18 protein-coding genes are annotated in these 20,731 nt (G+C 47.1%); 3 read left to right on the top strand and 15 right to left on the bottom strand.

Annotation, left to right across the window (positions count from 1 at the left end):
• The 7 genes from HUF13_RS09610 to HUF13_RS09580 all read right to left on the bottom strand — a co-directional run.
• On the bottom strand, window positions 1-414 hold a 414-nt coding region (locus HUF13_RS09610; RefSeq protein ID WP_304039038.1), incomplete at its 3' end, for a Glu/Leu/Phe/Val dehydrogenase dimerization domain-containing protein.
• A 381-nt stretch (window positions 415-795) separates the two neighbouring features.
• Window positions 796-1,644, bottom strand: coding sequence for a patatin family protein (locus HUF13_RS09605; RefSeq protein WP_173474912.1), 849 nt, complete (start codon window positions 1,642-1,644; stop codon window positions 796-798).
• Window positions 1,645-1,646: 2 nt separating this feature from the next.
• On the bottom strand, window positions 1,647-2,351 hold the full coding sequence (locus HUF13_RS09600; RefSeq protein WP_173474911.1) for a lysophospholipid acyltransferase family protein: 705 nt from the start codon (window positions 2,349-2,351) through the stop codon (window positions 1,647-1,649).
• 55 nt (window positions 2,352-2,406) lie between these two features.
• A complete protein-coding gene (fabZ, locus tag HUF13_RS09595) occupies window positions 2,407-2,850 on the bottom strand; it encodes a 3-hydroxyacyl-ACP dehydratase FabZ (protein WP_173389048.1) in 444 nt (147 codons plus the stop codon).
• Window positions 2,850-3,581 carry an SDR family NAD(P)-dependent oxidoreductase gene (locus HUF13_RS09590; protein WP_073424025.1) on the bottom strand — a complete coding sequence of 244 codons (732 nt, stop codon included), beginning with the start codon at window positions 3,579-3,581 and terminating at the stop codon, window positions 2,850-2,852. The genes fabZ and HUF13_RS09590 overlap by 1 nt, the downstream gene beginning before the upstream one ends.
• A 21-nt stretch (window positions 3,582-3,602) precedes the next feature.
• Window positions 3,603-5,999, bottom strand: coding sequence for a beta-ketoacyl-[acyl-carrier-protein] synthase family protein (locus tag HUF13_RS09585; RefSeq protein WP_304039037.1), 2,397 nt, complete (start codon window positions 5,997-5,999; stop codon window positions 3,603-3,605).
• Window positions 6,000-6,035: 36 nt separating this feature from the next.
• Window positions 6,036-6,281 carry an acyl carrier protein gene (locus tag HUF13_RS09580; RefSeq protein WP_014544921.1) on the bottom strand — a complete coding sequence of 82 codons (246 nt, stop codon included), beginning with the start codon at window positions 6,279-6,281 and terminating at the stop codon, window positions 6,036-6,038.
• A 241-nt stretch (window positions 6,282-6,522) separates the two neighbouring features.
• Between HUF13_RS09580 and fabD the strand changes: the two genes are divergently transcribed.
• Both fabD and HUF13_RS09570 read left to right on the top strand, forming a co-directional pair.
• Window positions 6,523-7,371 carry an ACP S-malonyltransferase gene (gene fabD, locus HUF13_RS09575; RefSeq protein WP_173474909.1) on the top strand — a complete coding sequence of 283 codons (849 nt, stop codon included), beginning with the start codon at window positions 6,523-6,525 and terminating at the stop codon, window positions 7,369-7,371.
• 20 nt (window positions 7,372-7,391) lie between these two features.
• Entirely contained in the window at window positions 7,392-8,933 is a 1,542-nt protein-coding gene (locus HUF13_RS09570) for an acyl-CoA carboxylase subunit beta (RefSeq protein WP_173474908.1), read from the top strand.
• Between the two features lie 479 nt (window positions 8,934-9,412).
• Here the strand turns inward: HUF13_RS09570 and HUF13_RS09565 are convergent, their stop codons facing one another.
• From HUF13_RS09565 to HUF13_RS09530, 8 genes are all read right to left on the bottom strand, one after another.
• Entirely contained in the window at window positions 9,413-10,201 is a 789-nt protein-coding gene (locus HUF13_RS09565) for an inositol monophosphatase family protein (protein WP_173474907.1), read from the bottom strand.
• A gap of 79 nt (window positions 10,202-10,280) precedes the next feature.
• Window positions 10,281-12,647, bottom strand: coding sequence for a hypothetical protein (locus tag HUF13_RS09560; protein ID WP_304039035.1), 2,367 nt, complete (start codon window positions 12,645-12,647; stop codon window positions 10,281-10,283).
• Window positions 12,648-12,689: 42 nt separating this feature from the next.
• The gene (locus HUF13_RS09555; protein WP_173474905.1) at window positions 12,690-13,592 is read right to left on the bottom strand and encodes a GspMb/PilO family protein; all 903 of its coding nucleotides are present in this window, start codon (window positions 13,590-13,592) and stop codon (window positions 12,690-12,692) included.
• On the bottom strand, window positions 13,589-14,812 hold the full coding sequence (locus tag HUF13_RS09550; protein ID WP_173474904.1) for a PilN domain-containing protein: 1,224 nt from the start codon (window positions 14,810-14,812) through the stop codon (window positions 13,589-13,591). Before HUF13_RS09550 ends, HUF13_RS09555 begins: the two co-directional genes overlap by 4 nt.
• Window positions 14,812-16,830: a secretin and TonB N-terminal domain-containing protein gene (locus tag HUF13_RS09545; protein ID WP_173474903.1), complete on the bottom strand. Its 2,019-nt coding sequence runs from the start codon at window positions 16,828-16,830 to the stop codon at window positions 14,812-14,814. The genes HUF13_RS09550 and HUF13_RS09545 overlap by 1 nt, the downstream gene beginning before the upstream one ends.
• Window positions 16,831-17,141: 311 nt before the next feature.
• Window positions 17,142-17,471 (bottom strand): hypothetical protein, encoded by a 330-nt coding sequence (locus tag HUF13_RS09540; protein WP_173474902.1) that lies wholly within the window; start codon window positions 17,469-17,471, stop codon window positions 17,142-17,144.
• 139 nt (window positions 17,472-17,610) lie between these two features.
• The gene (locus HUF13_RS09535) at window positions 17,611-18,276 is read right to left on the bottom strand and encodes an AAA family ATPase (protein ID WP_173474901.1); all 666 of its coding nucleotides are present in this window, start codon (window positions 18,274-18,276) and stop codon (window positions 17,611-17,613) included.
• Window positions 18,277-18,645: 369 nt separating this feature from the next.
• On the bottom strand, window positions 18,646-19,305 hold the full coding sequence (locus tag HUF13_RS09530) for an FISUMP domain-containing protein (protein ID WP_173474900.1): 660 nt from the start codon (window positions 19,303-19,305) through the stop codon (window positions 18,646-18,648).
• A gap of 115 nt (window positions 19,306-19,420) precedes the next feature.
• Here HUF13_RS09530 and HUF13_RS09525 point away from each other — a divergent pair, with 115 nt between their 5' ends.
• The gene (locus HUF13_RS09525) at window positions 19,421-20,677 is read left to right on the top strand and encodes an IS4 family transposase (RefSeq protein WP_304039033.1); all 1,257 of its coding nucleotides are present in this window, start codon (window positions 19,421-19,423) and stop codon (window positions 20,675-20,677) included.
• The last annotated feature ends 54 nt before the right edge of the window (window positions 20,678-20,731 follow it).

Raw genomic sequence — 20,731 nt, 5'->3', positions numbered from 1 at the left:
GCCCTTAGGATCGAAGTCGGAACCACCCTTGCCGCCGCCCATGGGGAGCGTGGTGAGGCTGTTCTTGAAGATCTGTTCGAAGCCGAGGAACTTCAGCATGGAAAGAGTAACTTCGTTACGGAGACGGATACCGCCCTTGTAAGGACCGATAGCGGAGTTGAACTGCACGCGGTAGCCACGGTTGACCTGAACGTTACCCTTGTCATCGAGCCAAGGTACACGGAAAGTGATCACGCGTTCCGGTTCGACGAGGCGGTCGATCACGCCGTTGGTTTCCCAAGACTTGTCCTGTTCGAGGACTGGGTCGAGGGATTCGAGGAATTCACGGACAGCCTGGTGGAAGAGAGCCTGATCCGGATCACGTGCAACGACCTTTTCATAAACCTTCTGAAGGTAAGCATTCTTAATTGCCATTTTTTATATCTCCGTTGAGAGTTAGATGTTATAGTTTTTCAACGGTTGTAAAGATAGCAAAGAGCACGCACAAAATGTGAAAAGCGGTCAAAAAACTTCAATTTCTTACAATTTTGTAAGTTGTATTTTTTTCAGATTTATCAATTGCTTTTTTTCGCAAAAAAACGAGGGTTCACATTACAAAAACCTACATTTTTGTAAGTTTATATACCTTACGACTTTTAGTAACGAAAGTTTTACATTCATGATGATGTTTTTTTGCGAAACAAGATGGAGAAGCCCGCTTCCTTCGACTTTGCTCAGGACAGGCTCCAGCGGGCATGACATAGCAAAAAAGCCCGCGCAGAGGCGGGCCTTCGACGTCAGGATGACGAGAGTCTATTAGATTTCCATGAACGTTTTGAGGTCACCCATACGGCGTTTCGCGTATTCATACCCCATATTGTAGGAATCGTCTAACAAAGTGCGGTCCGTAGCGAAGAGGTCACAGACTTCCCTTTCCGGGCGAAAAATCAAGACTTCACCTGATTTTTCGAGTTTTTCCATTTCGGCAAACATTTTCTCGTAACGCTTGTAACGCAACATGAGCGCACGAAAAAGGTCCGGATACTTGCGCTTGAACATAGGGTTCAAAATCATGCGGTACTTGCGGAAGTCCGTCACAATTTCGCCGGGATAATGCGTCGAAACAACAACAACTTTGTCGCAGCCCTTTTCAAAAGCGCGCTGGAACGGAATCGGAGACGTCACGCAACCGTCCACATAGTGCTTACCATCAATTTGCGCAATCGGGAAAAGCATTGGAAGGGCACTGCTGGCATTGACAATATCGAGCAGGCGCTTTTCGCTCATGTATTCCTGGAAAAATTCCGAACGACCTGTTTCGCAACACGTGAGGCCAAATTCGCATTCCACACCAGAACCGAAGAACAAGTGGAAATCAAACGGCATATTACCATACGCCGCATTGTAATGGAGAGCGTTGCATTCCTTCTGAATTCCGTCGAGAATGCGGTTGGCATGATCTGACCCTTGCTGGATTCTCGTCGGCTGGATAATATAACGAAAACGCCCACGTTGGCGCGTGACAAAGTTCATCGCGGCATGGCAACCGGCACTTACCCCCGATATATACGGGAAATAAATACCTTCATCCAGCCAGGCATCCAAAACGCCCGCCGAAAAAATGGTCTGACGCGACCCACCCTCTAGAGCCAAGCCAATTTTCACTATTAGCTCTCCTCGGTAATTTCGGCCGGAGTTTCTGCAGCGACAGGGAGAATTGCCCCTTGCTGACCAAGAGCAATCTGCTTCAAGTTCCAGACTTTCTGGCGGAAATATTCACTGCATTCAGCAAGATGCTTGGAAGAAGGGATTCCCTTCACGCGTTCAATCGTTTCGGGCTCGTCCACCACAATCTGCGTGCGGTGTCCAATCTTGTAAATTCCATCAATGCCCACAGAAAGAACCGGAACACCCGTACTACGAGCGAGGAATGCAAAGCCCGTCTTGAATTCGTTCATGAGTCCATCGTAACGGCACTTGCCTTCCGGGAAAATAATAACGGAATTGCCCTTTTGAAGTTCCTTCTTTGCAAGGAGCGCCCATTCGGTATCGAGGTTAAAACGGTCGCAAGGGATCACGTTCTTGAAGCGTGAAAGAGCCCAATGAAAATGCGGGTCTTCCACCTGATCTTTCGCCACAACAATGCTACGCTTGTGGAAAAACAAGGACTGCAGCATCAACGGGTCAATCATGCTCGAATGGTTTGCAATGATTATCATCGGCTGCTTCAAGTCCGTCGACTTGACCGACCCAAGGAACTTCATCTTTGGGCGATAGAAAATCAACAAGTAAGTGCGCACGCCGTAAACAACAGCGAGAAGCACCAACTTCCAGAACAAACCAGCAATTATATTTTTCGCTTTCTCAATCATCAACTACGCAATACTTAATAAGGAGATGCCGGATCGGTGTCCGGCATGACAAACGCTATTTGCCCAGAGATTCTTTGGGGATGCTAGTAAAGGTCAGCGAGCCCTTAGCATGGATGTTACCGTTCACCTTGACCACGCAGTCAAAGCCGACGATGACTCCACCGCCCTTCGTCTTGTTGACCGTGATTTCGAGCTGGTCGCCCGGAATCACAGGCTTCACGAACTTGAAACCGTCAATTTTCAAGAGAACGTACAAGTTCTTTTCGAGATCGCCAGCAGGTTTTTCAATCACGAGCGAGCAAAGCTGAGCGCAGGCTTCGCAAATGAGGACACCCGGCATAATCGGGGTGCCCGGGAAGTGTCCCATGAAATACGGTTCGTTCACGGAAACGTTCTTGATGCCCGTCGCAGATTCGTTCGGAACAAGTTCCGTCACCTTTTCAATCATCTGGAACGGCGGACGCTGGGCAATCTTTTCGCTGATCTGGAAAATGTTCATCACAGAGAAAGACCTCCATCCAAAACAATCACCTGGCCCGTTACATAGGCAAACTGGTCAGATGCAAGTGCAGAAACCACATTTGCAACTTCGTCAGCAGAAGCAAAGCGCTTGAGCGGCACCTTTTCGAGGTAGCCCTTGCGGGTTTCTTCCGGAATGGCTTCGATCATTTCTGTTGCAACAAAGCCAGGAGCAACAGCGTTCACGCGGATGCCATAACCGCCAAGTTCCTTGGCAAGCGTCTGCGTAAAGGAGTTCACGGCGCCCTTCGTGGCGCTGTAAACAGCCTGACCGGCGAGAGCAAACTTAGAGGAAACAGAAGACATGTTGATGATAACACCAGACTTCTGCTTGTACATCTTGACGGCCACCTGCTGAGCACAGTAGAAATAGCCCTTCACGTTCAAGTCAAAGCACTTGTCGAGCGTGTCCGGGTTCATCATGAGGAGGTATTCGTCGCGGACAATACCGGCATTGTTCACGAGAACGTCGATACGGCCATAAGCCTTGAAAACGTCACGAACCATCTGCTTGACTTCAGCAAGCACGGCAACGTTAGCCTTGTAAATCATGCCGTCGCCACCTTCGGACTTGATTTGGTCCAAAGTCTGCTGAGCAGCAGCATCAGAGCTAGAATAGTTTACGACGACCGTGTAGCCGTCACGAGCAAGGCGCAAGGCGCATGCCTTACCAATCCCCTTAGAAGAACCAGTAACGATTGCAACTTTCATTATAAATTCTCCTTCAAAAAATTATTTTCCGAGAACGACGGCGCTATAAGAACCGCCCGTCGCAAAGGAAGTCACTAAAATTTTCTTAAAGCCGGCCGTTGCGACTTTCTTCTTGGAAACGCTACCGTCATTTGCAACAAAGTAGGCGTTTTCTTCGGCAAGTTCGCCGCCGAGCATAAGAGCTGCATCAGCTGCGGCAAGTGCGGCAGAAGCGGCACGGCCTTCACCCACGCGTTCCTTCACCTGGAAGAGCGGGAGATTTGCGAGTTTGTCGCCAAACACACGAGCGTATGCGGCCTTTTCGATATCGTCGAGTTTCTTGAGGCCGTTAGCAAAACCGCAAACAGCATCAATTTCGTCAATGCCGATACCCGCATCGTTGAGAGCATCCTTGATTGCAAGGTCAAGAGCTTCGTCGGAACCGGAGATGTGACCAAACTTCACGTTCTTGCGGCCGTTACCGTAACCGAGTGCGTAGCAGTAAACCTTGGCATCGCGAGCCTTGGCATAGTCTTCGTTTTCGATGATGATGGAAACAGAGCCATCGCCCACAACAAAGCCGTTAGAATCGGAATACGGTTCCACAACCTTATCTGCAGCAACGTTCAACTTCTGGCAGAATTCGGTGATAATCGGGAGGTTTTCGTCCGTACCCGTAGCCATCATGATTTGTTCCTGACCGTCGTGAATGACGTTCATGGAGTAGCCGATGCTATCGAGACCGGAGAGCGGACCTGTCGTGATGGTGACGCCGTAGCCCTTGATTCCAGAAAGAATCGAGAGGTAGCCACCAGCGGCATTATAAACTGTATGAGGGAACTTGAAAGCACTACCACCAGCGTTACCGGCTTCGGTAATGAGTTCCTGGAAATCGTAAGTGGCACCGAGACCGCCTTCGCTAGTACCCACGATGATACCGATCTGCTTGGCATTGTCTTCAGTGACCGTCAGGTTTGCATCCTTGAGGGCGCGCATACCGGAAACCGTCTGGAGCTGTCCCAGATTGTCGAGCTTGCGGTAAAAAGCCATCTTGATGCCGAGTTCCTTGTAATCGTCGTTCGTGACGGTGGAGCAGATGGAAGCAGATTCCGGGAGCTTGCCGTTCTTGACAGATTCAAGATAAGCTTCTTTGCTGTTGCCGAGCGGGCTTACAATGCCAACGCCAGTCACAGCGATTTTCTTGTCCTTGGCGACCTGGCTCCGGACATCACCCGGCTTCTTGCTGAACACGATGCTTGCGTTTGTGCCGCCGAAAGCGACGTTGTTGCTCATGACGCATTCGAGTTCCTTAGCGCGCGGAGTGTTCTGCACGTAGTCCATCTGGCCGACCTTGGCCTTGAGGGCTTCGGAATCTTCAGCAGTGTAATGGAGCGTCGGAAGCACAGTGTTCGTCGTGAGGGCCTTGATGCTGAACACGGCTTCAATTGCACCTGCGGCACCGAGGCAGTGACCCGTCATTACCTTGGTCGAACTGACACTCAAGGTCGGATTTTCTTCGTCGAAGAACTTGTGGAACGCATTGATTTCGGCGTTATCGTTCTTGCCTGTACCCGTACCGTGAGCATTCAAGTAACCGATGTCAGACTTCTTGATACCAGAATTCTTGACGGCGCGGTCCATCGCTTCGAGAAGGCAGATGCCATCTTCGCGCGGGGCCGTAATGTGGTGAGCATCGCTTGTGACGCCAGCGCCGAGAATTTCGCAGTAACGCTTGGCGTTACGCTTTTCGGCATGTTCCAGAGATTCGACAATCACGATGCCGGCGCCTTCACCGAGGGTGATGCCGTTGCAGTGGTTGAACGGAGAGCAACCGTTTTCGTCCAAAGCATGGAGCGAAAGGAAGCCGGAATACGGAACAGAAGCAAAGGAGTCGGAACCGCCAGCGATAACGACATCAGCTTTACCTGCGCGGATAAGGTCGCAAGCAAGAGCAATAGAAATTGTACCGGCAGCACAAGCGTTGCCCACGTTTGTTACAATGCCACCCGCATGGCAAGATTCAGCCACTTGGGAAGCGATTGCTGCAATGGGCATCTTTGGAATTTCATTGACATCTTTGCCGCCGCAATGGTATTTCTCGATGCTGAGGACTCCACCCACGCAGCTACCGATAATGACGCTTACGCGGCTGCTATCGGCAAAATCTCCGAGACCTGCATCATTCAGGGCTTCTTTTGCAGCCTTGATGCAGAGCTTGGATGCGCGGTCTTTTTCGTCCGGACATTCAATATCGTCCAATGTATCACAGTTTACTTCGGCAGCCAAGTCCGCATAGCAGTTCTTGGTATCGAGAGAAGTGGTCTTGTGAATACCGGAGACGGAATTCAGGGCATTTTTCCAGGTTTCTTCAACATTGTTGCCTACAGCGCAAATGACGCCAAGGCCCGAAACAACACAACGACAGTTATTCGATGTCATAGATTTTCCAAACATTACTCAAATAAAAAGGCTTGATTAAGCCTTGTTCTTTTCAATGAAAGCGGCGATGGTATCGATGCTCTGGAAGTTTTCCTTAGCAACGCCAGTCATAGAAACGCCGAAGTTGTCATCGACGAAGGAGATGATTTCAAGGGAATCCACGGAGTCAAGACCGATTTCTTCGCCGAAAAGCGGAGTATCGTAGTTCAGGACATCACCATCTACGCCGAGATCGGACATAAAGAATGCCTTGAGTTTGCTCTTGATTTCTTCGTTAGCCATATTATTGTATCCTCTTTTGATAAAATTTTAGCACAAAGATAGAAAAATATTCTTTCGTAAATTGCCTTTTTCACAAAAAACGTACAAAATGCAGTTTTCAAGGATAAATGGTAAACACGCAACTCGCCTATATTAAATAGTTTCACAAAATTGTTATCTGTATTGTAAACTTTTTCAAAAAGTATGTTTTCTGTAGTATATATATACGGTTTAGAGAAACATTATTTACTAAATTTGAGCCATGATTTCATACGTATTTCCCGGTCAGGGCTCTCAGTTCCCAGGAATGGGCAAAGATTTATTCGAGTCGAACGCCGACGTCAAGTCGATGTTCTTAAAGGCAAACGAAATTCTCGGCTTCAACATTACTGACATAATGTTCAATGGCACCGCAGAAGACCTCAAGCAGACGAAAGTCACGCAGCCGGCAGTGTTCCTGCTTTCTGTAGCTATGGCTAAGGTTCAAGGTGGTAAGCCGGACATGGCCGCTGGGCACTCGCTCGGCGAATTTTCTGCACTTACCGCTACGGGCGCCATCACGTTCGAAGCAGGCCTTAAGCTCGTTGCAAAGCGTGCAGAAGCCATGCAGAAGGCTTGCGAACTCCGCCCGGGCACGATGGCCGCTGTTCTCGGCGGTTCTGATGAACTCGTCGAAGAAGCTTGCGCACAGGTCAAGGACGCAGCCGTTGTTCCAGCAAACTTCAATAGCCCGGGACAGGTCGTTATCTCTGGCGAAAAGGCAGGCATTGACGAAGTTGCCGCTTACCTCACCGGTAAAGTAAAGCGCGTCGTTCCGCTGCAGGTCGGTGGTGCATTCCACTCCCCGCTCATGGAAAGCGCCCGTGCAGAACTTGCAAAGGCTATCGAAGAAACTGAATTTTCGACTCCGGTCTGCCCGGTCTACCAGAACGTGGACGCCAAGCCGCACACGGATCCGAACGAAATTAAGGCTAACCTTCTCACTCAGCTCACCTCCCCCGTCCGTTGGACACAGACGGTCAAGAACATGATTGCAGACGGTGCCACCGAATTTAAGGAACTTGGCCCCGGCGAAGTCCTTACCAACCTTATCAAGCGCATTCAAAAGTAATCGCTACACACAGGAATACTATGTGGGATAAATCGTATTTAGAAAAGTTGAGCGAACGCAACGCCAAGGCTCAGGCCGGTGGCGGCGCCGCTCGTGTAGAAAAGCAGCACTCCCAGGGCAAGCTCACTGCTCGTGAACGCCTTGAAATCCTTTTTGACAAGGGCACGTTCAAGGAAATCGGCGCCATGCGCCTTTCCCAGAGCATCGAGCTCCCGGAATCCAAGCGCATTTACGGCGACGGTGTCGTGACGGGTTACGGCAAGATCAATGGCCGCCCGGTTTACGCCTGTTCCCAGGACTTCACGGTGAGCGGCGGTTCTCTCGGTTCTGCTCACGCCAAGAAGATTTGCCACGTGATGGACCTCGCCCTTGATTCCATGGTGCCGTTCATCAGCATCAACGATGGCGGTGGCGCCCGTATCGAAGAAGGCGTTAGCTCCCTCGACGGTTACAGCGGCATTTTTGCACGTAACACTTGGGCAAGCGGCGTGATTCCGCAGATTTCCGTGATTCTCGGACCCTGCGCAGGTGGTGCATGCTACTCCCCCGCTATCACAGACTTTATCTTCATGACCGAAAAGACGAGCCAGATGTTCATCACGGGCCCGGCTGTCGTGAAGGCTGTGACTGCTGAAGTCGTGACCCCGGAACAACTCGGTGGCGCAGGCGTTCATTCTTCCAAGTCCGGCGTTGCACACTTCGTCTATAAGGACGACAAGGAATGCCTCGAAGGCGTACGTAACTTGCTCAAGTACCTCCCGCAGAGCAATACAGACAAGTCTGTCGCTCAGGCCGGTACGATCGTGGACAAGTCCGCAGACATCGAAGAAATCATTCCAGACAACTTCAAGCGCGCTTATGACGTTCGCGACGTGCTCAAATGCTTTGCCGACAAGGATTCCTTCCTCGAAATCCAACCGGAATTTGCAAAGAACGTCGTCATTGGCTTTATCCGCCTCGACGGTAACGTGATTGGCGTTGTCGCTAACCAGCCGAAGTACCTCGCCGGTTCTTTGGACGTGGACGCTAGCGACAAGGCAGCACGCTTTGTCCGCTTCTGCGACAGCTTCAACATTCCTATCCTTACGCTGGAAGACGTTCCGGGTTACATGCCGGGCACGAAGCAGGAACACAACGGCATTATCCGCCACGGTGCAAAGCTCTTGTTCGCTTACGCCGAAGCAACCGTGCCGCGTGTGACGCTTATTCTCCGCAAGGCTTACGGTGGCGCTTACATCGCCATGAACAGCAAGAACCTCGGTGCAGACTGCGTGTTCGCTCTCCCGATTGCTCAGATTGCAGTTATGGGTGCAGAAGGCGCTGTCGATATCCTCCGCAGAAAGGAAATCGCCGCATCTGCTGAACCGGCCAAGCTCCGCGAACAGTACATCAACGAATACGAAGAAAAGTACTTGAACCCGTATATCGCTGCTGGCAACGGATTCATTGACGAAGTCATTGAACCGAAGAGCGTTCGTGACCGCCTTGTCTCTGCGTTCGAAAACCTGAAGAACAAGAAGAAGGCCATTCTTTGGAAGAAGCACGGCAATATTCCGCTGTAGCCTTCGGCAGTAGACAGTAGGCAGTAGACAGTGGTTAGTTCATAGCTATTGGCTAATGCATAAAGCAATTGAAATGTCCCGGTTCCGTCGCGGAATCGGGATTTTTTGTATTATAACGTCGCAAAAATGTTTTTTGAGCGACCAAAGTACGATTTTTGGTGTTTTATGGTACCATTTTTCAATTTTTTCGAATTTTGGCACCATTATTTTTACTTTATTCATATTCATTTTGCATAAAACACAATATAAAGTGTTACCAAATCAGCAGATTTTTCAATTTTGGTAACACAAGCTCAGCAAACCAGCTCGAATTCCGCCTTATTTCGCTTAATTTATTCAAAATTTATGATACCAAATTGTACTTTTTCACTGATTTGGTATCATTTTTTTGCAAATTTGGCCATTTCAATCCCTCAGCTCTGAAGAAAGAAAGCCGGCTCAGCGGCCGGCGTGACATGAAGATATTGTGAAACAGTTCTTTACGCGAGCGTTTTCACGAGAGTGTCGTGCAAGAGTCCGTTGCTGAAAATCACTTGTTCCGCATCGACGAACTGCATGGGTGTGCCATCAATGTGCGTAGACTTGCCGCCCGCTTCTTCGACGAGGAGCGCAATAGCCGCGATATCCCACGGATAGCTCATGGTCATCACAAAGCAGTCGATGCGGCCGCACGCGGTAAAGCAACCTTCAATCACCGCGGAACCCAAGCATTTCACGCGTTCGAAGGTTTCGGCTTCACGGGCAAAGTTGTGGGAATTCTGCGCATTGATTTTTGCAGCATCGCCAACGTTAAAGTCTCCGTTCGAGACAATCGCATGCGTTGCATTGGATTCACGGCTCACATGAATTTGCTTGCCGTTCATGAATGCGCCCTGCCCTTTGGCAGCGGAATAAAGCTCTCCGAGTTTGGGTAAATTAACGACCGCCACCAGCGGTCTGCCCTCAAAATGAAGCGCGATTGAGATTCCCCACAGCGGAATGCCACGGCTAAAGTTCACAGTTCCATCGACCGGGTCGATAATCCAGCGGTAGCGCGGGTCCGAGCCTTCGATAACGCCAGCTTCTTCAGTGCGGATGGAGTGCGTCGGGAAAGCGCTTCGCAAACCTTCGACAATGAGTTTTTCACTGCTAACATCGGCAATGGTCACAACATCTTTGACAGACTTGTAACGCACATCGCCAAGGTTGTTCTGGAGTTCTAGGCAAAGATCGCCAGCCTTGAGAGCAAGGTCTTTCGCGACAGAAAGAAAATCGTTAAAGTCAGACATAATAGATTATAGTTGGCAGAACTTAGACCGCTTCGCTCTTAGAACTTAGAGATAAAGCAATGTTCTAAGTTCTAATTACTTATTTCTTATACGCGCAGCAGCGGAATCCAATGGTAGTGGATTTGTAGAACGAAGCGGCTTCGCGATAATAGCGCTTTTCGCCCGTGAGGAACACGGCTTCCTTGCGAGACGGCTTGTAAGTGAGTCCATTCGCCAAAGAATCAAGCCAGGCTTTGCCGCCCCTCTTGTACTCGGAATAAAGCGAATAGTCCGTTCCAATTACATTACCCTTGAAATCGACAACATCATAGAACTGGAGCGTATCCTTAAAATCACTCTTCGTCAGAATCTGGTACAACGTTCTGAGCGTATCAGCAGCATAAACCGTATCGACATGCGTACCTTCGCGATAAAGATATACTGTATCTTGCGTGTATGCCGGGCGCGTATAGAACGGGAAAGCTCGGTTAGTGCAGTATGCTATAGACTCGCGATCAAGGCCTTCGAAAATCTTGTAGCTAGAACCCTTCAGAACGGCAACGGTATCTTCGGAACGGCCCATCACCCACTCCTGGTACTGGCCAGGCAAATCCCTCACGCCCATCGGATTCATGCAACCCGCATCGCGCTTTGCAATATCGGCAGCAATCGTTGAATCATTCGTGCTCACATTGCACATGCGGAACAAATAATCAGAAGCTTGGGAATCGTCTTCTTCAATCACTCCATACGAAAGCGATCCCCCCGACAAACAAGAAAGTTCCCAATCGCGTTCGCGGCAAAGTGAAACTTCAAAGCCACTTGCAGAGATTGCTTCACAAGCAGCAACTGCTTCCGAATGCAAAACGTTAGTCACGAACTTTCCGCTCGCGTCTTGATGTTCTAAGCGTTCCATGCAGAACGAAGTCGTATCCGATGTAGAAACAGCTACAAAGCCCGTCGGGCATTTCAGTTCGGCAGCAAGCTTACCCGGCGAAACAAATATCGTATCCCACAAAGTCCTAGATTTATAGCCAGAACTATCTACAGCTAAGATTCGCAAAATAACCGTATCTCCAGGAGCAACTCTGCGAATAGTATCGCCCACAAAAGATCCCGTGTCCAAGACATCAAGTTTAAACTTACCGTCTTTATTCCTGCCATAGCGAATTCCATAACGGTTCTCGTCATCCGAATAAGAATAACGTTTCCACGAGCCATCTAATTTATTGTAATACTCGACAATATAGTTCGAGACACTCTCATAACATTCATGAATATAACAACCCTTCGGAATAACAAGTTCCGAATCAATCGTAATACCATGTTTGAACGTGATCGGGTCAACACTACGATTCCAATAGATACGGACTCGATTATTGCTGTCCAGCTTTGCATATCCTGGGAACAGAGAATCTTCCTCTACAAAAATCTTGTTTGGCATTAACGGAGCAATAGAATCCGTCGTCATGATGCCTTTCCAGTTTTTGGGACTCACCTCTAGGGAACCACTTTTATTACCTACGATATCCCAAGACGAGAAGCCCACCTTATACTCGTAATTTTCGATATTAGAGCGCGTACGGAGGCCTTCGATTAACATGCGGAAGTGGTTTTTCACCGGATTAGAGGCATCGTACCCCTGACCATCCAAAACAACAAGGCGAAGATAATTCTTGTCCTTATCGTTTCGTCCGAGTTCCTTAACATACACGGAATCATTGGTACGGAAAATCTGGGCATTACGCTTGTAAATCGTGCCCCCCGTATAATCAGAACCCGCAGGCGTTTGAACAGTCACCTTGAGATCGCGGATATCCTCATCTGGGCGGTCAATAGCGTAAATAACAACCTCGTAGCCATAAATTTTTCCGGTACCGGCACCAAGCGTATGGAAACTCGTCTGGTCTGTGGGGCGATCCCATGAAAGCAGTACACCATTGGACCAAACAGAATCATCAGGCACAACAATCGAAGGGGCATAACTGTCCTTAAAATGCAAAACTAAATGCTGAACCGCGCCCGGGTCGCCTCCATCCGTATATTCGCTGAACAACGCAACCTCAAGAGAATCATAACCGTCTTTGATAAACGGCTCAACCATTTTAGACACATCGATTGTGTCATAATAACGGCCCGACTTCTTGTACTCGTGGAAATAAGTCTCTTTGTTAGTCGTATCGTGAGCTTGCCGAATCTGCTTGTCGCTTACCGCCTTAGAAGTGTCGTTAACAATTGTCGTATCGAACCAAAGGCACAGCCCCGCATAATCGTCAAGACGATATGGATAGCGGTAACGGATTTTAAAACAGGAATTGCTATCAGCACCACCTGTTTCACAACCGTAAAGAACAGAATATTCCGAAATTTCCCTGTCGAACATGAATTCCGGGCCTTCGTCATCATCGGAACAGGCGAAGAAGAACACGGCGACAGCAAACAAGAAATAAAGTTTTAATAAACGCATAGAATTCACATTGATAATGTAGAAAAAATGCGAATAATAAAACTAATTTTTCAACTCAAACTTTCCAATTTCATCGCGCAAAATAACGCGATCGTTCTTGATGGCGACAACAGTAACGTCCCAAATCTTCTGACCGACGCACACAACAGCAGATTCTCCACGGAATTTGAGGATTGCGACAGGATTATTCCCCGGCAAAATGGCATCGAGAGTAATTGGCGGATGTTCTTTGGGCGGCGGAAGTTCCTTGGGCTTTGCGACCTTCACCGGAGCGGGCTTCGGCTTTGGCAGAAGCGACTTGGGCAAGCCAAACGGATCGCGCAAACTATCAAGCGAAAATTCTTGCGGTTGGAGCAAAGAAAGCATGTCCTTCAAACTTAAACTGGAACTGTTTTTGAGGGCCACAGCCGTGCCAGAACTACTTGCATTACGGCTCAAGACAGAGAACCGAACCGAAGCGGACACATTCCCCTTTTCTTCACGGTTCAAGCTTACATCATCGATGCGGATACAGAACATTCCATTTTCAAGTTCTTTCAAAAATTTCAGAACATCGATAAACGAATCATTTGTCTTAAACGAAACTGGAATTTCAATTTCTGATTCAGAAGTGTGCATTTCCCCCGTGGACAAATCGTTCAAAACAATTCCCGATTTCGATGCAACCTCATGCACGAACGTAAGGATTTTCGAAGACGTCACTTGGACATTCGTGTACTTCTTAATGCGCGTAGATACCTTGTTGTATTCGGCAATCAGAGAATCCGGAGATGCATCAACATTTTGCATAGACTCCGACATTTTAATTTCGGAACGCGCCATGGAAAACGATTCTGCAACTTTCTTTGCAGTCGGAACTACAAACCAGAAAAGAGCATACAATGTTAACAGGACCGCCACAATCGCAATGATGCTATACTTTTTTCGCGAAAGAAACATCTTCATCGAACATCCTCCGCGCCCAAGCTAAACTTTATAACTTGGAGTTTATTCCAAGTCGTCTTTTCAGTCGTTTTAAGACGCACGTTGACCAGGTTCCGTTCTTTTTCAAGCGTTGTCAAAAAATCAGAAAGATCTTCGGGCGTAATAGCATAGCCCTGCACAGAATGATTCCCGCGTGATACGTTCCAGCTTGTAATCCAAACGTTATCTGTAACATTAGCTACAAAATTCTTTAGTGATGTCGCCATATGGCTACGATGCATCAAGAACGATTCCGATGCAGCTCTATCATTTTCAAGTTTTTCTAGCACCTGCGAAAGCTCTTTCTGTTTTTGCACGCGAGCTTTGAATCCCTGAATCTTAGATTCCGAGCGGTCTATATATACACTAGCACCTATGCGGAACGCAAACAGAGCTATAAAAGACAATGAAACAAATGCTAGACAAAATTTTAGAATACGACGTGAAAAAGCAGCCTCGCGAATTCGGCGAACAGCCCCCTTATCTACAGCCGTATGGAACGCAGGCACGCCATCGGTACGGAACAGCCAGGCATCTTCAGCAATGGCCTTAGCAAGCGTTTCGGGATCCATCGAAAAAAGTTCTTCAACCGTTTCTTTCAAAAAGAAATGTTCACGAACATAGCTTGATAAGCGCTCCGTATTCTCCCCTGCCACCTTGTATCCAGCAACAATTTTACCGCCAGAAGCAAGCAACAGACGGACAAAGTCATCACTACAATTCGTAAACAAGCAAGGCTGTTCGCTTGAAGTATCAAGCAATTCAGCCACAACAAGAACCGACGGAACATGGAGCAAAATCTTGAAGCCCCATTTTTCAACTTCAGTAACAAAATTTTCAACGGCATTCTTTAAAGCAACCACAGAAAATTCACCACTGATGGATTCAACCGTATCTAAATTTTCAGCCTTATAACCGGGGAAATCAGCGACAGTCCCCACTTCTTCCGAAACGATCTTTATCGGCGAACAGCAATCGACAAGCAAGATTCCATCGGCACCGCCACCATTTTTCACCTGGAATTCGCGACATTCTGCAAGCGTTCCCGAAAACGAGAAATCGACAAAACTACGACCAGCCCCACGCCCGCGCATCACACGCAAAATATGGGCAGAGCCCGCATTAGCAAAATCGCTTACGACAAGCACCCACCAGAATCGTCCGGTGACATCATCGAGCATTTTTCCCAGAGACGTAGCCACTACTTTTCGACCTGTTCTGTTTTGACTTCGGGAGTTTCAACCGGCGTCACGTCTGCAGAGGTAACCGAATCGGCAGGAGCTTCAACAACAGGCTCTTTAGCCGGTTCTTCCTTTTTCACTTTTTCTTTCTTCGGCACAAGCGGTTGTTTCGCCTTTTCTATTTCGTCTGCAATATCGACGCTGCCCTCATGACCGTAATAAATGTGCGGAGTCACAAAAATCAAAAGTTGGCTCTTGCTATGCACACGTTCCACGTTCTTGAACAACCAGCCCAGCACAGGAATTGAGCCAAGGAACGGAACCTGGTTGTACACATCGTTCACCGATTCTTTCACCATGCCGCCAAGCACAATCGTCTCGCCATCGCGCAAACGCACAGATGACTTGACATAACGCTTGTTGAGCGTAGGCGGAACAGAGCTATTAAAGCTACCTTCCGGTTCCGAGAAATCCGGAACAATCTCGCAAGTGATTTCCCCCTCGCCTGTCACGTAAGGCGTAACCGTGATATTGGAGTTAGCTTCAATTTGTTCGAAACGTTGTGTCGTCTTGGACGTAACCGCATCGCCCTGGTTGTAATCCACCTCGGACGACATCATGTAATACTGAGTTTGACCAATCGTGAGAACAGCCGTTTCGCCATTCAGCGTTGCAATTTGGGAGCGAGCCTTCACGTCAAGAATCTTTTCCTGTTCCATGGCATTGATCTTTGTAACCATGTCCTTCGGGATACTCACAATTTCGCCTAAACCAAGACCATTAAATATCTTTTGAGTTTGCCTTGCGTTCAACGTTTGATCAATGCTCGGGAACAATTTCTCAGAACCCATATGCTGAGAAGCCTTGCCGAAAAGCAAATTCAGCCCATGACTGTGGCCCTTTTCGATATCCATATCGACAACGAGAACTTCAATCAAAATCTGCGCCACCGGCAAATCCATCTTATCGACATACTGCGAAATCGCATCAAGCACATCGTAGTTACCGACCGCCATCAAGGCGTTCTGCGACTTGACCACCTGAATCTGCGTACTCCTCGTAAGTGTCGTGGGCAAAAGCTTAATGACATCTTCGGCGCGCAAATGCTTGAGCTTAATCAAGAGCGAATTATCCGCAGTCTGCATCTCGTGAGGGCCGATAAAATAAACGCCATCGCGTTCCCAGAACGTGTAGGACGTACCGCGGAACAAATATTTGAGCGCATCGCGAATAGGAATCGCAGAAATATGCGCTGTCACATGTCCCTCAATTTTTCCGTAAACCATCGTGTTCAACTTTGTCTGCGCCAAGACTTCACTTACAAGAGAAGCCAATGGAGCATCAATAGCCTCGATGTTCAACAGAGAATCGTTCACCAGGCGCACCCTGAAACGTCCACCGTTCTCTTGACGGCTGCTACCCAAATTCCACGAAGCCTTCTTTATAGAAATCACGCCATCATCTTCTTCGTAATCCAGTTCTGCCGATTCCGCCACATGACGAATAGCGCGCTCGAAAGGCATGTTTTGCACAAAGAACGACACATGCTTATTTTCGCCACGTTCCAACAGAATATTCTTGCCTGTGACCTCGACAATTTTACGGACAACTTTGTCCAAAGGAGCATCTTCGACATCCATCGTCAAAGTATTGTTGCGGCTTTCGACACGGAAACGTTTCTCAGGAGGCTTAGGCGGTTCCGGAGCCTTTTCGATGTGTTTACGAACATGAATCGTGCCACCATCGACCGTGTAATCGTAGCCATTCCACTGCAACAGCAAACGCAAGGCATCCTTAAGCGGCTGGTTGTTGAAATTGACCGTTACCGGACCGCGCACATCAGGAGCTAAGAATAAATTCAATCCATACTGAACCGCCATACCCTGTAAGAGGTCTCGAATTTCAGTATTCTTGACATTCAAATTTTTGACGATAACGGAATCCGCAATCGGGAGCGGAGTAAATGTCTGGGCGGGCACAGTTGCGCACAAAGCAAACAACAATGCAAGAACCAACTCGTACTTGCGTATAAAAATCATGGGGACAAATTTAGAAAAATAAAGTAAAAAGAAAAGACTTCTTGTAAGCAAGAAGCCTTTGTAAGGAATTTAAGAAATTGTAAGAAAAATGTATGGTAATTTATATGATTGAATTATTCCATTAAGCAAAGAATTCCCTATTATACAAAAAAGGCCTAATTTAAAATTAGACCTTTAAAATATAAAAAACCTCGATAGATTCTCTTTTTATTTTTCTATTCTTTTTAAAGAATCTAAATCAAACTTCCATACATTACCCTTTGGATGAATATAAAATTTTTTTCATCATACATCACAAGTAATTTACCAATTCACTGATCTGGATTATCAAAAAATTCTAAAATTTTTATTTTATCAACAACATTAGAATCAACAATCCATTCAATCAAACATGTATCATGACAAGCATCATAAATTCTAGCAACTGTTCTAATTCGGCCATCCATTTCTGGCCATACTGAACACGAATCCTTATTTTCTAGCATATTACCAAAATAAAAATTCGACTTTACTTGTTCTAACTCATTCAATTTAACAACTTGACTAAATATTTCAACATGCTTAAAATGATAAGCATCAGCCAAAAAATACTTACAACTTGTCAAAACAAGAAAAAGCAAAAACAAGCAAATCGGTTTCATTAGTACCCCGGATGGTTTTCATACGTATAATTAGTTATTCCAGCATAAATATCTGCTTCATTTTCCATAGACCCACTCATATGATATATTCTTGGCCGTCCATAATTCCAATAATCACTAAAAGTTCTTGCATAAAAATTCACCGTTCCATATCGGACTTGTTTAGGGCGGTCCCGACAACTTCAGCATTTCCTTCGATGGTGTTTTCAACAAGCAACTTCGATGCATTCACCAATTCCATCAGGCCCTTGTAATCGGGCGACTGCTGAACCGAAAGAATCCACTGATCACGCACCTCGCGATTAGGGATGTAACACTGCAGTTCCTTACGGTCATACGCCAAGTACAACTGTTCGTTCGTGAATGCATAGATTTTTTCGAGACAGCCCGCCAACGGCTCGTCATCGGGAATGAGCACCGATGGGAACGCATCCTTTAACTCAGCTCGAATGCTGGCAGAAAACAGGGAAACCAAATCAGCATTGAGGCCATATTTTGAGTAGAACGCATTTACATCCAACTTGATGACATTCAGTTTGTTCAGGTATTTCTCGAAGCCGGGATCTTTCGCAATCTTCAAATTCGCGAACAGCTCGCGACTGTCACACCCCTTGCTGAAGTAGGCACAGAGCATGTTGCCCGCCATGGTCTTCCCGAAACGGCGCGAACGGGAAACGCACACGAATTTTTTCGTTGTGCGCACAAGGCGGTTAATTTCAGCGATAAGCATGGACTTGTCCACGTAGATGGGAGAATCCAGCGCCTCTTGGAAGTTTACATTGTTTGGATTGACGTAAAGTCCCATGTTTTGAATATATAAAAAGGACTAAGTGATGTCAATTGAGACGTTCGAATCAAGCCATACTGAACCGCCATTCCCTGCAGAAGGTCGCGAATTTCGGTATTCTTGACACTACTAGTCAAATAAGAACCAACTCGTACTTACGTATAAAGTTCATGGAGACAGATTTAGAAAAATAAAGTAAAAAGAAAGGGCATCTTGTGAAGAAGATGCCTTTACCAGTTCGTCATTAGAATATACAATTGACTATTATAAAAAAAATCAAATCCTTTACTTATTTCCAGCCAGCATACCAAGCGATGTATCATTCTGCATATATTTTCGTTATAATTGGAGCACAATGATCGCCACCGCAATTTTCGTAGATTGCTTCTAAATTTTTGACTTTACACAGCGTATTGAAACTCCTGAACGAGGGGAAACAGAGTAGAAATCAACAACATCATCACTAGATAACAGAAATATAAAAGGATTCTTTTCATAATCAGAAATTTTCGTTGACCAATAAAATGTTTTTTCGTTCATCCAAGTAAAGTGATTCTGAGTATCACCTTGACTTAAGAATCCCGCGGGTTTTGCGGAAAAACCAAATAAATCAGTTCCATTTCCTAATCCAATCCATTCTGCTTGTGTTTTTAAATATTTTCCTGCAGAAACACTTAATTGACCACAAGCCCATGTACATTCTCTTTCCAAAACATTTTTTTTCCCATTCATAACGCTGTCAACATAATTTACGAGACTAAAGAAATCATCAAACGATGGCAACATCCAACCATCTGGGCAAGCACTAATAGCCTCACGCCATTGATACAAGCGACCAAATTTTTGACAATTTTTTTCTTCATTATCATAACACCAACTTGAATCCATTTTATAATTCAAGTTTTCCGCCATCCAAAATCGATCGCCAATCTGAACAATCTCATAATCGTTTCCATCACGTTCATCCACAAAATGATCTATTTTTAAATCATTTTTACAAGCCACAAAAACAAAAATCGCTACAAAAAAAAACATTTTTTTTATCATTTTATTTCCATAACCACAGTTGTCCTAAACAGCTAGAGACAATGTAAAAAATAAAAAGTGTCGGTTGTTTTTGCTAAAATTTTTTATTAGCGAAAAAAAACACAAAAACACCGACATGCCTAAATATACACAAATTTTCACACAAGTGCTACAGTTGCTGAACTGGAAACTGTTCGACAGCATCGTGAACAAGTACGAGGGAGACCGCGGGGCCAAGGGGATTTCCTGCCGGAGCCTGCTTGCGACCATGATTTTCGCCTGCCTTGCAAGGTCGGACTCGTTGAAACCCACCGTCAAGACTCTGGAAACGATCGGGGGGTCTCTCCCGAACCTCGGCATCGAACGAGTCCCATCGCGCTCAAATCTGGGCTACTGCCTTGCCCATCGTCCGTCAGAGATATTCCGCGAGTTCTTCGAAGCGTATGCGTCAACGCTTTCGAAAAAACTGTACGGCAAGCACAAGCCGAACAGGCTGAAGAGGAAGGTGTTCAGCATCGATTCCACCGTCATACCGCTCTGCCTGTCGCTTTTCGACTGGGCGAAGTTCCACCACAGGAAATGGGCGGCCAAGGCCCACACGCTGCTGGACCATGACGGGCTGATTCCATCCGTCGTGCAGGTGACGGCAGGATGCGAGCATGACGCCCCCGTATTCGAGAGAATGCTGGACGACCTCGCATGGAAACTGCTCTCTGGCTCGATCGTGCTCATGGACCGGGGTTACGTCTGTTTCGACCGGTTCCGAAAAATGTCGGACATGAAGCTCATTTTCGTCACGCGGCTTAAGAAGAACATGGTGTACGAGGTAAAGGAGGAATACAGGCATCCCGATGTTGACGGGCTAGTTTCCGACCAGAACGTCTTTTTCCATAACCAGGACGGCAAGGAATGCAGCGAGTTGCGGCTGGTCACGGCAAAAGTCCTCGTGCGCGGAAAGGAAACGGACATGCGGTTCCTTACAAACTCGTTCACGCTGGCTGCATCAACGGTTGTGCTGCTGTACAAGGCCCGCTGGGAGGTGGAGAATTTATTCAAGTCGCTGAAGCAGAACATAGAAATCGAGTCCTTCATGGGGACCACCCAGAACGCCGTGGAAATACAGGTCTATGCGTCCATGATATCAATGCTCCTGTTGAAGGAATTCAAGGAAGTTTCGGACAGCAATCGAAGGGAGTTGAAACTCAAGTCGCTCGGCTTTTCCTGTTTCGTTACGGCCCTCAGGCCTAACCTGTTCCGCTCAATCCCGCTTGACATTTGGCTTCAGAAGCCGTTTGCCCCTCCAGACGATGCCGAGTCACACGGTCAACTAAGCCTTTTCCCGCCGGGGATTCTAGGACAGCAGACTGTGCAGCAATGTAAAATTTCGCCCTAGCGGCATCAGCACCCATAATTTTGGAATTTTCAAAAAAAATGCCGCATTCATAAC

Origin of the sequence: Fibrobacter succinogenes, from assembly GCF_902779965.1 — a bacterium.
In the GTDB taxonomy this organism is placed as follows: domain Bacteria; phylum Fibrobacterota; class Fibrobacteria; order Fibrobacterales; family Fibrobacteraceae; genus Fibrobacter; species Fibrobacter succinogenes_F.
Note: the sequence above shows the minus strand (reverse complement) of the source record. Positions and strands in the feature narration are given on the sequence as shown.

Excerpts from the sequence above, each read along its gene's own strand:
- HUF13_RS09600 (WP_173474911.1), bottom strand. The coding sequence starts at position 2,351 with ATGATTGAGAAAGCGAAAAATATAATTGCTGGTTTGTTCTGGAAGTTG.
- fabZ (WP_173389048.1), bottom strand. The coding sequence starts at position 2,850 with ATGAACATTTTCCAGATCAGCGAAAAGATTGCCCAGCGTCCGCCGTTC.
- HUF13_RS09590 (WP_073424025.1), bottom strand. The coding sequence starts at position 3,581 with ATGAAAGTTGCAATCGTTACTGGTTCTTCTAAGGGGATTGGTAAGGCA.
- HUF13_RS09585 (WP_304039037.1), bottom strand. The coding sequence starts at position 5,999 with ATGACATCGAATAACTGTCGTTGTGTTGTTTCGGGCCTTGGCGTCATT.
- HUF13_RS09580 (WP_014544921.1), bottom strand. The coding sequence starts at position 6,281 with ATGGCTAACGAAGAAATCAAGAGCAAACTCAAGGCATTCTTTATGTCC.
- fabD (WP_173474909.1), top strand. The coding sequence starts at position 6,523 with ATGATTTCATACGTATTTCCCGGTCAGGGCTCTCAGTTCCCAGGAATG.
- HUF13_RS09570 (WP_173474908.1), top strand. The coding sequence starts at position 7,392 with ATGTGGGATAAATCGTATTTAGAAAAGTTGAGCGAACGCAACGCCAAG.
- HUF13_RS09565 (WP_173474907.1), bottom strand. The coding sequence starts at position 10,201 with ATGTCTGACTTTAACGATTTTCTTTCTGTCGCGAAAGACCTTGCTCTC.
- HUF13_RS09560 (WP_304039035.1), bottom strand. The coding sequence starts at position 12,647 with ATGCGTTTATTAAAACTTTATTTCTTGTTTGCTGTCGCCGTGTTCTTC.
- HUF13_RS09555 (WP_173474905.1), bottom strand. The coding sequence starts at position 13,592 with ATGAAGATGTTTCTTTCGCGAAAAAAGTATAGCATCATTGCGATTGTG.
- HUF13_RS09545 (WP_173474903.1), bottom strand. The coding sequence starts at position 16,830 with ATGATTTTTATACGCAAGTACGAGTTGGTTCTTGCATTGTTGTTTGCT.
- HUF13_RS09540 (WP_173474902.1), bottom strand. The coding sequence starts at position 17,471 with ATGAAACCGATTTGCTTGTTTTTGCTTTTTCTTGTTTTGACAAGTTGT.
- HUF13_RS09535 (WP_173474901.1), bottom strand. The coding sequence starts at position 18,276 with ATGGGACTTTACGTCAATCCAAACAATGTAAACTTCCAAGAGGCGCTG.
- HUF13_RS09530 (WP_173474900.1), bottom strand. The coding sequence starts at position 19,305 with ATGATAAAAAAAATGTTTTTTTTTGTAGCGATTTTTGTTTTTGTGGCT.
- HUF13_RS09525 (WP_304039033.1), top strand. The coding sequence starts at position 19,421 with ATGCCTAAATATACACAAATTTTCACACAAGTGCTACAGTTGCTGAAC.